The organism is Mycolicibacter heraklionensis (assembly GCF_001021505.1).
Classification (GTDB): Bacteria; Actinomycetota; Actinomycetes; order Mycobacteriales; family Mycobacteriaceae; genus Mycobacterium; species Mycobacterium heraklionense.
Genome location: NZ_LDPO01000007.1, coordinates 1 through 16,419, shown reverse-complemented (window position 1 = coordinate 16,419; position 16,419 = coordinate 1). Strand labels below are relative to the sequence as shown.

The window sequence follows — 16,419 nt, the reverse complement described above, 5'->3', positions numbered from 1 at the left end:
GGCTTTGAGCGACAACCCACGTTATGTCGGGTTGCGGCGGGGGTCATGTGCGTCATGCGCCGCCTCGGCCCGCAGCGCCATCACCCGCTGGTGAATTCGGTGCTCGGTGCTGCGTGGCATCGAGGCGGGCCCGTAGCGGCCCCGGCCGCGTCGGAACACCCGGCCGCGTCCGCGTTCCCAGCGCAGGGCGTCCGAGATCGCCTTCGACGGCCGGCCCGCGACAGCGAAGCCCCGGGAGTCCAGCTCCGCGGCCAGTTCGCCGATGCTGCACGTTCCGTGATGCTGCAGGTAGTGGGTCAGTACGTAACGCAGCTCGATCCCGCGCAGCGGCTTCCGGTTCGTCATGTGGCGAACCCTGGCACCGCGGTCCGACACGGTGGCCGTTGTCGCGCAAAGGCGGGCAACTCCCACACACCTCGGGTCCGGTGACGGATGGGGCGAGTGAGGCGCGTGACGGAAGAGTGAGACCGGTGACGCAGATCAGTGCCGCAGCGGTGCCGGGCTCCACAGCCCGGAGCGCACAGCGGTCCCCAGATCCAGATGCGCAGGCGTGGCCGCGGGATAGTACGGCGTCAACTGCTGCAGGGCGCCCCAGTCCCGGAACCAGTCGTGGTTCAGATAACTGGGCACCGTTGTCGCGCGCACCAGCAGCTCCGTGATGCCCAACGGTCCGCCACCGTTGTTGTCCATCACCGGGGAGTTCGCCTCGGCGCCGAACCGGTCCGGCAGGATCCGCCACTTCGGCACCTCGGTCACCCCGTTCTGGTGACCGAACGGGCGCTGGCAGGGGAACGCCAGGCCGACCAGCCAGTCCAGCAGCACCGGGTCCGACGAGCCCACCACTTCCTGCAGGGTGCGCAGCTGCGGGACGCGCGGCGGCGTCACCGCGATCCAGTGTTGCGGGGCCAGGTCGTCGTCGCGTACCACCAGCCGGATGCGGGTGGCCTCGGCCGGGATCGCCGACATCGGTGCGCGCAGGTTGCGCCATGCCGGGACCGCGCCGATGTCACCGAATTCCACGGTGCCGCCCGCGCCGGACTCGGTGGCCCACTGTGCGGTGACCTCGCCGCGGTCGAAGCGGCCCGCGGCCGTCACCACCAGCAGCGGCCCGGCGTTGGCCCGGTCGGCGGGCAGCCGATACCAGGCCGAACGCAGCAGCGCGGGCACCTGAATGCCTGGGCGCCAGCTACCCAGCACCGGGACCCGGGCCGGGTCCAGCTTGTAGGGCAGCCGGGCCCGCGAGCCGTTGATCCCCTCGCCGGACGTGACGCCGCCCTCGGTGCCGGCCTCGCCGCCGGCGACCTGTGCGTCGTCGTCGGCCAACCGGCCCAACCCGGGCGGACCGATCAGCTGGTCGGCGGTGACGTCGGCGGGGATCCCGTTGGGCGCGAACCCGACCGAGAACGTCGCGCCCAAGGCGTCGGCAACCGGGGTGTCGACCGGCTCGAGCAGTCCGGCGTTGGGGTCCTGCTCGACGAGTACGTCGTCGGCCAGTCCACATGTCTTGCCAGTCAGCGCGCCCAGGTTGGAGCGGCCCACCGTCCAGGCCGGGTATTGGCCGAGCATCGACGCGGTCAGCGACACCACCTCGAACACGATCAGCACCCAGGACGCGATGGCCAGCGGGTAGCCGGACAGTGCCGTCCAGCGCGGTGTCCGCTCGGCGCCGTTGGCGAAGTGGAACCAGGCCGCCACCAGCGCCGCCAAGACCGTCAGCGCCACGCCCATGGTGGCGAACGCCAGATGCCACTTGGGGAAGGCGTTCGACCACGGCACCCCGAAGTTGGAGACATACCACCAGCCGTTGACGCTGGCGAACGACAGCGCGGTGATGAACAGCACCACCGCGGTGAACAGCGTCCGGTTGCGCCTTGAGTGCATGGCCGCGGCGCTCACCGCGACGGCGGCCAGCGCACCCAGTGACCCGGCCAGGCCGGCGAACACACCGAAGTGGTGCGTCCACTTGGTGGGCGTGAACATCATCGCGATGAACGAGATGATGGTGATCCCGATGATGCGCCGGCTCGGTCCGGCCGCGGTGCCGGGAATCCGGCCCTTGCGCAACGCCATCGCCACCGACACCGCCAGCGCGACGCCCAGTGCCAGCACCGGGAACCGGCGCGCCACCGAGCCGTCGGGGGTGGCCAGGAAAAGCCGCTCGTAGCGGACGTGCTCCTCGAACCAGGCCAGGCTGGGCCCGACCGCGGACTTCAGCGTGCTGGCCTCGATCTCACCGGCCAGGGTCTGGTCCCGGAAGATCACGATCGTGGTGATGCTGACCGCCGCCGCGATCGGCGCCAGCAGCGGCGCCAGCCCGAACTGCTTGGAGCGCCGGTGCAGGATGGTGCGCAGCGGGCCGATCGCCACCAGTAGCGCACCGATCGACGCGATCCCGGTCGGACCGGAGAACAACGTCATCGCGCCGATGATGCAGGCGATCGCCAGCGGCAGCAGCCGGCTGGTGGCCACCGCCCGCTCCACCGAGCACCAGGTCGCCAGGATGCCGAGCGCGATGATCGGCTCGGGGCGCAGACCGTTGTTCAGTGGCAGCCAGAACGCCAGGAACATGCCGGCCGCGGTCCAGGCGGCGGCCCGGCTGTGTTTGACGGCGTGGCCCAGCCGGGGGATCACCTCGCGGCTGATCAGCCACCAGCAGGCCAGCGCCATGCCGAGGGTGGGCAGTCGCATCCAGATGCTGGTGGTGGAGACGTGCGCCCACACCGCCAGCAGGTCGTAGTACCAGCCGAACGGAGCCTCCGGGGTACCGAACCAGCGGTAGAAGTTGGCCATGTAGCCGGCATGTTCGGAGATCCGGGCCATGGTCAGGATGTAGCCGTCGTCGGAGGTGTTGGCGCCGACGAAATGCCACCAGATCAGGACGAACGTGACCAGCGCGTCCAGCGGCGAAGCCGACCACCAGCGGGCCGGCAGGAAGCGCCGGTGCCGGGTGCCGTCGGCGGTGTCCAGGATGTGCAGGGCGATCAGCGCGGCGATCGTCAGCGCCACCCCGAGGATCATCGCGGCCAGCTTGAGCGGGGTGGGCGCGCTGGAGAAGCGGGTGTCGACGGTGGCGGTGAAATCCAGTCCGGCGGGCGCCGGGCCGGCCAGGTCGGTGTAGACACCGACGATCTGCGGCCGGAAGTCATAGCCGCTGCGGGTCCCGGTCAACGGCGAGCCGGGCTTTTCGGCGTTGGGCCCGTATTTGAGGCCGACGAACTCGGCGGTGACCCGGTCGGCGTGCGCGGTGAAGGTCAGCTTCTGGCAGGCCGGGCTCAACACCTGGGTCAGCGGCGCCACCACCACCGGCACGTTGCGCACCACCAGAACCAGGTCGTCGTTGACGAGTTCGATGAGTAACCCGCGGTCGACGGCCTTGGGCGCCTGCTTGGGCACCGTGGACAGCAGCACCGACCTGGCCGGGGTGAGCCCGGCCGCGGCCTGACACGGCACGCTGATGTCGAGATCGGTGGCGACGTAGCCGATCAGCGGTGCCTGCACACTGGCCCACGTACCGTTCTGCGGCCAGTTGAGTTCGGCGGTGGTCTGTTTGACCGGCAACAACGGGGTCAGGATCGCCAGCAGGGTGCCCAGCACACCGGCGACGACGGCGACAGCCCGAGCGATCCGGTAGTCGGCGCGCGTATCGGTCACGGACCAGATGCTATCGGTGTCCTCGACGGCGTCCGTCAGGTGCGGATGGCAAGCACAAACGGGCCGATCTTCTGCACGTGGAACGCCGGCCCGGCGAACAGGGCCGCGTCGAGCTCCACGGTGTAGCGCCGCACGTTGGGATGGTTGGGGTAGACGTCCTTGGCCAGCCGCAACGTGTAGGTGTCACCGGCGCCGGACCGCATCAGAAACACCGTCGGCGCCGGCCACGCCAAGTCGTCGAGCGCGCGGGTGAACTGCTCGGAGGTCTCGAGCTTGGACCAGGCCTCGATCGCGGCGGCGCGCGCGGAGAACTGCGCCAGCGGGTTGGCGTAGTGCGGCGTCAGCCCTTGAAAGCCCCAATAAGGGTAGTAGGACAGGAAGCTGTAGTCGGCGGTGAGCACGACGGTCTCGTCGCGCGGCTTGCCGGTGGCTTGCGTGATAGCGGCGTCGACGGCCTCGTAGTACTTCGCCGCGCCCGGTGCGCGCCGGTCGCCGCGGTCGCCGTGGCCGTCGGTGTCGGTGTAGGCGACGGTGATGTCGGGCCGCAGCACCTCGGGAATGTCCTGACTGAACGCGAGCGCCCCGGCCAGTCCCACCGCGGTCGCGGCCGGGTACACGATGGTGTGCCAGCCCTGCGCGGCCCGGCCGAGCGCCTGGGCGCCCTCCACGAAGCCGAACACCCCGGCCGTGGCCAGCAGCACCGTCAGCGTCGGCTGCAGCCGGAAGCTGAGCAGCGTGGTGAGGGCCAGGGTCGACACCATGGACAGGATCGACCACAGGTAGACGCCGACGACGCCGATGGCCAGCGCACCCGCCCGGGTCGACTTGGTGGCCCGGACCACCAACCACAGCGTGCCCAGCAGGCACAGCGCCCCGAGCAGCGTGAACTGCAGCATCGGGAAGCTCAGCTCGGCGCCGTCACCGGGCAGGTAGTGGAAGGCGCTGCGGGTCTCGCCAGCCGGGTGGTACAGCGCCTGGCGCAGGTAGGGCGTCCAGGTGATCGACGCGATGGCCGCGGCGATCAGGCCGATCACTGCCAGCCGAGCCAGCGGGTCGAAACGCCGCCGGATGGCCGCCAGCAGTAGCGCCATCAGGACCACGGTGAATGCCGTGTAGGCGACCAGCAGGGTGTAGAAGGTTGCCGCGAATCCGAGAAACATCCCGGCGCCCACGGTCGCGCCCCAGCCGCCGCCGCGTTGGCCGGCGCGCAGGCCCGACCAGGTCAGGATCAGCACCGGGGGCAGCAGCACGGTGATCATCGCCGCGTAGGGCTCCGGGGAGCTGTAGGCCAGCGTCACCGCAGCGCCGGCGAGGGTGACCAGCAGCGCGTATTCGAAGCGGATCATCTTGTTCCACAGCACCAGCGCGACCGCGACGGCCACGGCGATCGAGGTGATCGCCCACGGCTTGTACATCTCCCAGGCCGGCAGCCCGGTCCAGGCCGCGGCCCGCCCGCCGAGCCAGAACCAGCCCGGCGGGTAGTACGGCGGCAGCCCGAGATAGGTCATGTCGGCAAGGCGCGGGCTGTCGGTCAGCCGGGTCAGGTACTCGGTGCGGAACTGCTGGTCCACCGAGATGCCGAACAGGTAGAGCTTGGTGGCCCCGAGCGGCATCGCCAGCGTCACCACCGAGAACGCGCTGGTGAACACCACGCCGGCCAGCCAGCCCAAGGCACGACGGCCCCGCCGCCAGGCCCACCCGGCGACGGCCAACCCGGCCAGGCAGCCGACCTGCCCGACGGTGGTCAGCGCATGCAGTTGGTTCGACGACGGATACGCGGGCCACTGGACCCGGGCGATCGCCAGCAGCGCGACCACCGCGACGACGCCGGCGATGACGCCGGCCAGGATCATCTGAGCCGCTGTGTTCAGCGCGTTACGCACGGTCATCACCAGCCCCAACTGTCACCCGGCGAGAGATATATGGCGATTGCCCGCCTCTGAGCGACAACCGTTGTCGCGCAAAGGTGGGCAACTCACCGCAACCTTCCCCCGCGTGACGTGTGTGACGCACGAGACCGGCGCGACTCATCGGCTAGATCGGCAACCGGCGGAAGATCGCCCGCGGGACGTGCCGAAGCACCATCATGACGTAGCGGAACGCCCCTGGCGCCCAGACGATCTCTTTGCCCTTGGCGGCTGCGGCCACCGCCAGTTCGGCGACGTCTTCCTTGTCGACGGTCAACGGCGCCTCTTTGACGTGCGCGGAGAACCGGGTGCGCACTTGGCCGGGCCGGATCACCAGCACCCGCACCCCGTCCTCGCGGAGCGCCTCGCCCAGGCCGAGGTAGAAGCCGTCCAGCCCGGCTTTGGTGGAGCCGTAGACGAAGTTGGTGCGGCGCACCCGCTCGCCGGCCACCGAGCTCATCGCGATGATCTGCCCGAAACCCTGGGCGCCCATCTTTCCCGCGAGCAACACGCCCACCGAAACCGCTGCGGTGTAGTTGATCTCGGCGACCTGCACGGCCTTGACCTGGTTGTGCCAGAGCTCCTCGGCGTCGGCGTCCATGCCGAACGCCACGATCGCCACATCTATATCGCCGGCGCTGAACGCGGAGTCGATCATCGCCGGGTGGCTTGCGGTGTCCAGCGCGTCGAAGTCGACGATCCGCACCGACTTGGCGCCGGCCGCCTCCATCGCGGCCACGGCGCCGTCCCGGCCGGGGTCACCGGGCAGGCAGGCCAGCACCACGCTGGCCGAGGCGTTGCGCAGGTAGCGCGCACAGATCGCCAGGCCGATCTCGGAAGTACCGCCCAGCAGCAGAATCGACTGGGGATTTCCGGTCGCGTCAAACACCATCTACAGAAGCTCCAAACGTCGGGCCATATCGGAGGCGAAGATCCCGTCGGGATCCACCTTGCGGCGCACCGCGATCCATTCGTCGATCCGCGGGTACATGGCGTGGAAGTTCTCCGCGGTGGTGCGGGAGTCCTTGGCGGTGTAGAGCCGGCCGCCGAACTCCAGCACGCGGCGGTCGAGGGAGTTGAGCAGCTCGTTGACGCCGGGTTTCATCGGGAAGTCCAGGCACACGTTCCAGCCGGGCATTGGGAAGCTCAGTGGTGCTTCGTTTCCCGGCCCGAACAGCTTGAACACGTTCAGCGCCGAGTAGTGCCCGCTGGCCTGGATGTCGATGATGATGCTCTTGAACTCCTCGACGGCCTCGGTGGGCACCAGGAACTGGTACTGCGCGAAGCCGGCCGGACCGTAGCCGCGGTTCCACTCACCCAGCAGGTCCAGCGGGTGATAGAACTGCGTCAGGTTCTGCACCTTGCCGCGATAGTGGCCGCCGCGACGGTAGTACAGCTCGCCGATGGCGCTCAGGCTCAACTTGTTCATCAACCCGTTGGGGAAGATGTCGGGCACCGTCATCAACTGCGGTGCGTCGAACTTCAGCGGGTTGCGGGCCAGCTTCTTGGGCAGCTCGTCGCGCAGGGCCAGCCGCCCGCGGGTGATGGTGGCGCGGCCCAGCTTCGGCTGCGGGCTGATCGCGTCGAACCACGCACTGGAATAGGTGTAGTCGGCTTCGCTGCCGTCGCTGTGGAAGGCGATGGTCTCATCAAGAGTGGTGGTGTTGTCGCCGTCGTTGATGAAGTACGCCGTCTCGGTCGGCGTCATGGCGATGGTGGCGCGCAGGATGATCCCGGTCAGACCGTTGCCGCCGACGGTGGCCCAGAACAGCTCCGATTCGCTGCCGTCGGGCGTCAGGTGCCGCACCGAACCGTCGGCGGTCAACAACTCCATCGACACCACGTGGTTGCCGAAGCTGCCCTCGCTGTGGTGGTTCTTGCCGTGGATGTCGCAGGCGATCGCCCCACCGATCGTGACCTGGCGCGTCCCGGGCAGCACCGGCACCCACAACCCGAAGGGCAATGCCGCCTTCATCAGCTGGTCCAGGCTCACGCCGCCGTCGACGTCGACCACACCGCGGTCGGAGGAGATCGAGTGGATCCGGTTGCACGCGGTCATATCGACCACCAGACCGCCGCCGTTCTGGGCGTTGTCGCCGTAAGAGCGACCCAGGCCGCGGGCGATCACGCCGCGGTTTCCGTCGTCGGCCGCCCGCGCCACCGCTTTGGCGATGACTTCGACGTCGGGGGTCGACAACACCTGCGCCACGCTCGGCGCGGTGCGGCCCCAGCCGGTGAGCCGGCGCGGCGTGGTCTGCAACTCGGTGCTCAACATCGCACATGAGGGTACCGCCAACGCGCCGGATCCCGATTCAGCGTGACTATTGCGACCTGTCCCGCTACGATCGCGCAATGCCTGAGACTTCTGCTAGCGAATCCTCCTCTGCCAAGCCCAAGACCGCGGGTTTTCCGCAATCTTCCACCTCCGCGTCGGCGTTGTCGGTGCCCACGATCGCCGCGTTGGCGTTGGCCGTGATCGGCATCGTTCTGGCCATCTTCGGTTGGTTCCACCCGTCGACGAGCCAGAAATTCTCCGACGACCAGCGCGCCGAAGCCAAGGGCAAGATCTGCGAGGCGCAGAGCGTCGTGCGTCAGGGCACCCAGTTCAACACCAACCTGCAGAACCCGGTTCCGGGTGACTTGGCCGGTGACCTGGCGGTCGGCACCAACGCGCGGCTTTCGCTGTTCGCCGGCGGCGCCTTCCTGCACCAGAACCTCGAGGCCAACCCGGGCACCCCGGCTGACCTGGCGAAGGCCGTTGGCGACATGGCCGACACACTCGAGGCGCTGAGCATCAACTACCTGGCTGGGCACTCGCCCGAGGACGCCGTCCAGCAGCCGCTGCGCGACCAGCTGCGCGGTCAGATCGACGTCCTGGACAACCTCTGCCAGCAGCAGTAATTCAGCAGCAGTAATTCCGTTCGATCTGTAGGTGCGCTGGGCGATGTCGATGACAGAGCCCAGCGCATTTACGTTGGTGGACCTGCTGCAGCAGCAGGCTGACCGCCATGGCGACAAGGTCGCGTTCCTCTTCTGCCCCGACGGCGACGAGGAACACGACCGGCTGACCTATCGCGAGCTGGATCGTCGGGCCCGGGCAGTCGCCGCCGGCCTGCAGCAGCACGGCGCAGCAGGCCAGCGGGTGTTGATCTTCTGCCGCCCGGGACTGGACAGCATCGTCGGTTTCTTCGGTTGCCTGTATGCCCGCGCCGTCGCGATACCGGTGGACGCGCAGTGGACCTCGGCGCGGATCGCGGCAGTCGTGCCCGATGCGCGCGCCGAGATCGCTTTGGCCACCGCGAAGACCCAAGACGGGATCCGGGCTGCGGCGGACCGCGCCGCCGAGGCCGCGGGCTTGGCGCCGCTGCAGTGGTTCGCCACCGAAGAACTGAGCGGCGATGAGGCCGCCGCCGACCGCTGGGCGCTGCCGCCGGTGACCGCGGCGACCGTCGCGGCAATTCAATACACCTCGGGGACTACGAAGGCACCCAAGGGCGTGGTGCTGACCCACGGCAACTTCCTGCACAACCTGGAGACCGTTCGCCAGACCTGGGACCCCGCGCCGGACAACCCGGTGTTCCACCGCCCGGTGGGTTCGGTGACCTGGCTGCCGCAGTACCACGACCTGGGCCTCATCGGGGGTGTGCTGATGACGCTGTATGTCGGGACGACAACGGTGGTGATGTCGCCGGGTGCCTTCCTGATGCGCCCCATGCGATGGCTGGAAGCGATGTCGCGGCACGGAGCCGTCATCTCCGGGGCACCCAATTTCGCCTATGACTGGTGTGTCAAGCGCAGCACGCCGCAGGAGCGCGCAGCGCTCGACCTGTCCAACTGGCAGGTCGCCCTCAACGGCGGCGAACCGGTGAATCCCGAATCGCTGCGGGCCTTCTCCGAGGCGTTCGCGCCGGCCGGGTTCGCCCCCGAGGTGTTTCTGCCGGTGTACGGCCTGGCGGAGGCGACGCTGGGGGTGTCGGGTGGGTCGGATGCTGGGGCGCAGGGGTCGCCGGTGACCGTGCACGTCGATCGCGGCGCACTCGGCGAGGACCGGGTCGCCGAAGCCGCGCCGGATGATCCGTTCGCGGCCGCGGTGGTGGGATGCGGGCGGCCGCGGGGCGGCCAGCGGGTCATCATCGTCGACCCGGAAACCCGAGTCGAGTGCGACGCCGACGGAGTCGGGGAGATCTGGGTCTCCGGACCCAGTGTGGGACAAGGATATTGGCGGCGCAGTGCGGAGACCGAGCAGACCTTCGCCGCGCACCTGTCCGACACCGGAGAGGGCCCGTTCCTGCGCACCGGGGACCGCGGCTTCCTGCATGACGGTGAACTGTTCGTCACCGGTCGCTGTAAAGACCTGGTCGTGCTGGGCGACGTCGTGCACTATCCCAACGACATCGAGCGCACCGTGCAGGGCTGCGACCCGGCGTTGCTGGCCGGGCGCGGCGCGGTGTTCGCGATCACCGGCGAGCCCGGGGACCCCTTTGCCTGCGAACGACTTGTGGTGGTCCAAGAGGTGCAGCGACACCGGTCGACCGATACCGACACCGACGGTGTGCTGGCCGCGATCCGCGACGCGGTCCGGCGCCACCACCGGACCGAGGTGCACGACGTGCTCCTGGTCAAGCCGATGAGCATTCCCACCACGTCCAGCGGCAAGATCCAGCGGGCCGCGTGCCGGGAGAAATTCAGCGCGGGCGAGTTGTTGGCCGTCGCCCAGTGGAACGCATCGAGCCCGGCCCCCGACCCGGGAACGGCCGCCAAACAGCGGATGGCGCTCGGCCTGGCCCGGTTCGTAGGCGGGCTGGCGCGCCAGCGGCGCGAATCGGACTAGCCACCGACGCGCCGTCGGCGTGTCGCACATCAAGACCGCGCGGGTGTTGCGGTTACGGCGTCCAGCAAACCCGGATCTCGCCGGTGCCGCCCGCGGCGCGGCGGTGGCCGCACCAAGGCGTCGGCGGGCGAGCTAAGACGCTCTCGCGACCCGTCCGCGGCCGCCGGAATGCGCCCGGCGAGGCGGAACGCACGGTAACCAGTCGGTGGACGGTCGTCCACCACGGCCGCCAGTCGCGATATGTGATCCCTAAGTGATTTATCAGCATATGGTGGATCAAAAAGTTGTTAATCGCGTCGCTTAAAAGATGTTAATGGGGGCGACAAAATTGGAATTCTCCGGAAGTTTAGGCGGTACCGCGGGTCTGTACCTGGCCTGACCACGCATGTTGTCACTTTAGTGACTACGTGTGTTGTCGGAATTTTGACTACAAACGTTGTCTTTTGAGGCCTGAAAAAATCGCCTGTGACCCTGAGAAATCCCTATTTGAAATGTGACGATGCTCATGTACTGTCGCGAACGTTTGATCCTCCGAGATGGAAGAAATTTCCGATGCAGCAGTTACTTCGTCCCTACGCCACGACGGGCGTCGCCCTGGTGGGTGCCGGTCTCGTCAGCGTCACTGCTGTGCCCATCCCGCAGGTGAGCCTGCATACCTCGCCGGCGCCGCGACCGGATCTGGCGCCGGTCCAGCAACCGTCCAACCTGCGCTTGGTGGCCAACACCTCCGACGTCCTGGTCACCTGGGATCAGCTGTTCAGCAACACGGCCGCCAACCTCGCCAACCTGGGCCAGCAGGTGGACTCCGGGATGCTGCCGTCCGAGCTCGGGCTGCTGCTGTCGTCGGTCGCACCGTTCGTGACGGTCACCAACGCGTGGAACGAGATCTGGGCCGCGATCGCCATCGACCCGGCCAACACGCTGAGCATCCTGTTCAACGCGCCGGCCACCCTGCTCAACGCCTGGCTCAACGGCACCAACACCATCGACCTGTTCGGCATCACCGTCCCGGCGTTCAACGGCTTGCTGGTCGGTGCCCAGCCCTTCGACCTCAACATCACCCTCGGCCAGGTTCTGGACACCGTCAACCTCGGCGACAAGAGCCTGACCACGATCCTGTCCGGAATCGGGATCGGCGACCTGCCGATCGGGTCGATGGTGACCAGCCTGCTCGACGGGGTGGGTCTGGGTGACCAGACCCCGCTGGACCTGATCAACGCGATCGGTATCGGGCCGCAGTCCGCCGCGCAGCTCGCCACCGGACTGCTCGACGCGATGGGCCTGGGGCAGAAGAACCTGATCGACATCCTGGGCAACATCGGCCTCAGCGACGAGTCGGTGGCCGACCTGGGCACCAAACTGCTCGACGCGATCGGCATCGGCAACCCGACGCTGGGTGACCTGCTGGGCAACGTCGGCCTGGCCGATCAGTCGGTCTCGGGCGCACTGCTGGCGGTGCTCGACGCGGCCGGCATCGGCAACCCGACGGTCACCGGCCTGCTCGACCAGCTCGGCTTCGCCGACCAGCCCGTCTCCGGCCTGGCCACCAGCCTGCTTGACGGGCTCGGCCTGGGGCAGCGGACCCCGGTGGACCTGCTCGACTCGCTGGGCCTGGCCGACCTGACCGTCGGCGACATCCTGCCCAAGGTGCTCGACGCGCTGGACCTGGGTCAGCGGACCCCGCTGGACCTGATCGACGCGATGGGCCTGGGCGACGTCAGCGTGGGGTCGCTGGCCGTCGACTTCCTCGGCGGCGCCGGCCTGGGCGACGCCACCGTCGGCGATCTGGTGAACGCCGCCGGCCTGAGCGGTCTGACCATGCAGAACATCGTCGACGCGATGCACCTGGGCAACGTCTCGCTGGGCACCGTCTTCACCAACCTCGGCTTCGGCGGCCTGACCCTGAACAACCTGATCTGGGCCACCGGCGGCGAGACCGTGGCCGACAAGATCGGCGGCCAGGGCATGATCGGCGGGCTCAACGCCACCACGATCAACAGCATCCTGGCGGACCAGGGCATGAGCGACCAGACCATCGCCCAGCTGCTCGGGCCGATGGCCGACCAGAAGCTCAGCGAGCTGCTGGAAGCCAACCTCTCGATGACCCTGAGCTCGGTGCTCACCGGTATGGGCATGAACACCCAGACGCTGGACGAGCTGGTCGCCAGCTTCGGCCTGGACCACACCAGCCTGGGTCAGCTGCTCACCGACCTGGGGCTGAACGACACCACCCTCGACGAGATGCTCGGCAACCTGCTGGGCACCGGCACCCTGGGTCAGCTGCTCGACGACGCGGGCATCGGCAACCAGCACCTGGGTGACCTGCTCGACGGCATCTTCAGCGGCCAGACCCTGGGCTCGCTGCTCGGCAGCACCGACCTGGGCAACACCCACCTCGACGCGCTGCTGCACAGCCTGCTGGGCGACATGACGCTGGGCTCGGTGCTGGGCGGCCTGGGATTCGCCACCACCGACCTCGACGAGCTGGTCGGCGGCTTCTTGGGCGGACAGACCATCGCCGATCTGCTCAGCGGCTTCGATTTGGCCACCACCGAACTGAACGAGCTGCTCGGCGACCTGTTCGGCGACGGGACATTGAACTCGATGCTCACCAACATGGGCCTGGGCAGCGACACCCTCAACGACCTGCTCGACCAGTTCGGGCTGTCGGACATGGTGCTGATCAACACCCATCTCGGCGATTTCGGCGGATTCTTCGCCTCGCTGTTCGGCGGCGTGTAACCGCCCCCATCCACCGAATCGACTCGGAGAACCTGATGCTGCAGACCCTTCGTCCCTACCTCACACCCGGGATCGCCGTCGTCGGCGCCGGTTTGATCGCCGTCGTTCCGTCGGTGGCACCGCTGCCGGTCACTCCGACGTCCTTTGCTGCGCAGCAGCACTCGGTGACCCTGACCGCCGACCCGGCGAACGACGTCACCGGCCTGCTGACCAGCTGGGGACTGCTGCCGACGATCACCGTCAACGCGGTACCGCTGCCCGCACAGATCAACATTGAGCTGGGTTCGACGCTGCACAACCTGCTGGCGATGATCGGCCCGTTCATCACGCTGAACAACGCGTGGAACGACATCATGGATCAGCTCGCCACCGACCCGGCCAACGCGTTCATGATCCTGCTCAACGCTCCGGGCACGCTGATCAACGCCTTCCTCTTCGGCACGGCCGGCATCGACGTGGCGGGAATGAACATCCCGCTGTTCAACGGGCTGTTCGTCGCACCGCACACCGCGACCATCGACATGCAACTGGGCCAGCTGGTGGACCTGGCCGGTGTCGGAAACACGACTCTGGCCGACGTGCTGGGCCAGTTCGGCATCGGAGACCAGTCGGTGGAGAGTCTGCTGACCGGTCTGCTCGACAGCCTGGGCTTCGGCCACCTGAGCGTCACCGCGCTGCTGTCCGAATTCGGGATCGGCGACCAGCCGATCGCGGACTTGGCGGCCAACCTGCTCGACGTGATGGGCATCGGAAACCCGACGATCTCCGGCCTGGCCGACCAGGTGGGTCTGGGTGACAAGTCGATCGCCGAGGTGCTGACCGGCCTGCTCGGCCAGGCCGGCATCGGCAACCCGACCCTGGCCGGCCTGCTCGACCAGTTCGGCCTCGGCGACCAGTCGGTGGGCGAGCTCGCGACCGGACTGCTGCACGCCGCCGGGATGACCGACACCAGCATCACCGGCCTGCTCGGCCAACTCGGTGTCGGCGACCTGACCCTGGGCGACGCGCTCAAGGACCTCGTGCACACCACGGTGGGCGGCGACGCGACCATCACCGACCTGCTCAGTCAGTTCGGCGGTGCGGACATGACGCTCGGCAGCATCATCAACCCGGCGCTGGACGCCTCCGGTTTCGGCGACCAGAGCCTTGCCGAGCTGATCGACAGCCTGCTGGGCGGCATGTTCGGTGGCGGCGGCGCCGGCAGCATGACCGTCGGCGACCTGGTGATCGAGATCCTGCAGGGCGCCGGTTATGACATGTCGCTCTCCGAGCTGCTGCAGAGCGCCGAGATGTCGAACATGACGCTGGGTGACCTGCTCGAAGGCACCGAGATCGGCGACCAGAAATTCACCGACCTGCTGACCCAGGCCGGGATGGGCGACAAGACGTTGCTCGAACTCGCCGACGGCGCGATCCCCGTCCCGGACATCACCTGCCCCCTGCTGCCGGGGTTGTACAACGTGTCCTGCTACCAAACCCTCAACAGTCTGATGGGGCCCAACAGTCTGCTGGAAACGCTGCAGCGGCTCTACAGTGCCGGTGCCCCGAACCTGGGCGTGGCACCCGGTACTCCGCTGTCCGACATCACCATCGGCCAGCTGCTGGGGGCGACCGGTGTGGGCGGTGAGAAGCTCAGCGAGCTCCTCACCGGCCTGAATCTGAGCACGCCTTTCGACACCGTCATGCACAACCTGGGGCTGGACAGTGTCACCCTCAGCGGCCTGCTCAACAACGGCTTCTCGTGGCTGATGAACACCTCGGTGGTGTCGATGCTGAGCTCCTGGGGCCTGAACAACCTGGACATCGACACGGTGATCGACCGGCTGGGCCTGGACGTCACGATCAACGGGCTGCTGGGCAACCTCGGCCTGAACAACGTCGACATCGGTGGCCTCATCGACCACGTGCTGGGTGGTATGACACTGGGCTCGATCGCAAACGACTTGGGGCTCAATAACATTCACCTGGACGGCTTCTTGGAGAGCCTGCTGGGCGGCGCCAAGGTCGGGGACCTGCTCGATGACCTGAACCTCAACAGCGTCCACCTGGACGAGATCCTGCAGCGCCTGCTCGGCGGCGTCACCGTGAACGACATCGCCAACTCGCTGGGACTGGGCAGCGTCACCGTCGACTCGCTGGTGGCCAGCCTGGGCCTGGCCGGCCTGACGGTCAACGACGTGATCGACGACTTGGGCCTCGGCGGCCTGGACCTCGACAGCCTGCTTTCCAACATGGGCATCTCCGGCACCGATCTGATCTCCGTCAGCATCGGGCAGCTCGGCGGACTGTTCGGCTTCTGAGTTCAATCCTTCGGCTTACCAACACTTCACGAAACAAGGGCGGAAAACAGCAATGGGCGGCAGGCACGACGGTGTAGAACGGCGGACGGCGAACCCCACCGGGGCGCGTCGGCGCAAACGCATCGCCGGAGCCGGAAGCGCGGTGGGAGCGTTCCTGGCCTTCGGGATGAGCCCGCTGGCCGCCGCGCCGCCGGCCCACGCCGACGAGCTGGACTGGGTCTCCGACCTGCTCGGCCAGAACCTGACCGACGCCTTCACCACCCTGGGCGACACGGCGTCGTGGCAGACGATCTTCGACGCCGACTCCTGGTCGCCGCTGTTCGCCCAGCTCGACAGCGGCTGGGACGCCGCGCTGGTCCCGATGTCCGCGGCGGCCAGTGACCCGTTCTCCGACCTGTTCAACACCCTGTTCTACGAGCCGATGCACACCAGCATCGAGAACTGGATCAACAGCCCGCTGGGCCTGCAGGTCAACGGTGCGATCAACAGCATGTTCGGGGTCTACCTGATCGGCGACGGCGCCGACGGTACGGCGGACAACCCGAACGGCGGCGACGCCGGCCTGCTGTTGGGGGACGGGGGCGACGGCTTCGGCTACGGCGGCAACGGCGGCAACGCCGGCTGGTTGTTCGGCAACGGTGGCAATGCCGGCAGCGCCGGTGACACCGGAGCCGGCGATTCCGGGGCCGGCGGTCCTGGGATGGTCACGTTCGCTGCCTTGGCCGGCGACCCGGCTCCGATCAACGGCGCGCCCGGAGTGGGTGGCAACGGCGGCGGCCTTTTCGGCAATGGCGGCAACGGAACCGACGGTACGGCCGGGCAGTTCGGCGGCGCCGGTGGCGCTGGCGGCGCGGGTGGCGCCGGCGGGTTCTTCTTCGGTAACGGCGGTAGCGGCGGCAACGGTGGTGCCGGCGGCGACGGTACCGCTGCCCACCTCGACGGCGGGGCCGGCGGGGCAGGCGGCGCCGCCGTCGAGGTGGGCAGCGGT

The 16,419-nt window shown here is 68.3% G+C and carries 9 protein-coding genes and 1 pseudogene; 5 read left to right on the top strand and 5 right to left on the bottom strand.

Annotated elements, in window-relative coordinates; all coding sequences use genetic code 11:
• Positions 1–21: 21 nt before the first annotated feature.
• From ABW16_RS10390 to ABW16_RS10370, 5 genes are all read right to left on the bottom strand, one after another.
• Positions 22–345, bottom strand: a complete 324-nt coding sequence (locus ABW16_RS10390; protein ID WP_047319105.1) for a hypothetical protein — start codon at positions 343–345, stop codon at positions 22–24.
• A gap of 135 nt (positions 346–480) precedes the next feature.
• Positions 481–3,690 (bottom strand): arabinosyltransferase domain-containing protein, encoded by a 3,210-nt coding sequence (locus tag ABW16_RS10385; RefSeq protein ID WP_233424744.1) that lies wholly within the window; start codon positions 3,688–3,690, stop codon positions 481–483.
• Entirely contained in the window at positions 3,687–5,540 is a 1,854-nt protein-coding gene (locus ABW16_RS10380) for a galactan 5-O-arabinofuranosyltransferase (RefSeq protein ID WP_167344274.1), read from the bottom strand. The genes ABW16_RS10385 and ABW16_RS10380 overlap by 4 nt, the downstream gene beginning before the upstream one ends.
• Positions 5,541–5,685: 145 nt before the next feature.
• Positions 5,686–6,450, bottom strand: a complete 765-nt coding sequence (locus ABW16_RS10375) for a decaprenylphospho-beta-D-erythro-pentofuranosid-2-ulose 2-reductase (protein WP_047319103.1) — start codon at positions 6,448–6,450, stop codon at positions 5,686–5,688.
• Positions 6,451–7,833 carry an FAD-binding oxidoreductase gene (locus ABW16_RS10370; RefSeq protein ID WP_047319102.1) on the bottom strand — a complete coding sequence of 461 codons (1,383 nt, stop codon included), beginning with the start codon at positions 7,831–7,833 and terminating at the stop codon, positions 6,451–6,453.
• Between the two features lie 77 nt (positions 7,834–7,910).
• Between ABW16_RS10370 and ABW16_RS10365 the strand changes: the two genes are divergently transcribed.
• The 5 genes and pseudogenes from ABW16_RS10365 to ABW16_RS27985 form a co-directional block, all read left to right on the top strand.
• Complete coding sequence (locus ABW16_RS10365; RefSeq protein ID WP_230987298.1) at positions 7,911–8,459, top strand: hypothetical protein; 549 nt, start codon at positions 7,911–7,913, stop codon at positions 8,457–8,459.
• Positions 8,460–8,508: 49 nt separating this feature from the next.
• On the top strand, positions 8,509–10,389 hold the full coding sequence (locus ABW16_RS10360; protein WP_082134064.1) for a fatty acyl-AMP ligase: 1,881 nt from the start codon (positions 8,509–8,511) through the stop codon (positions 10,387–10,389).
• 552 nt (positions 10,390–10,941) lie between these two features.
• The gene (locus ABW16_RS10355; protein WP_047319100.1) at positions 10,942–13,131 is read left to right on the top strand and encodes an autotransporter outer membrane beta-barrel domain-containing protein; all 2,190 of its coding nucleotides are present in this window, start codon (positions 10,942–10,944) and stop codon (positions 13,129–13,131) included.
• Between the two features lie 35 nt (positions 13,132–13,166).
• Complete coding sequence (locus tag ABW16_RS10350; RefSeq protein ID WP_047319099.1) at positions 13,167–15,431, top strand: hypothetical protein; 2,265 nt, start codon at positions 13,167–13,169, stop codon at positions 15,429–15,431.
• Between the two features lie 52 nt (positions 15,432–15,483).
• Positions 15,484–16,419: pseudogene (locus ABW16_RS27985) on the top strand (PGRS repeat-containing protein); the annotation flags it as partial.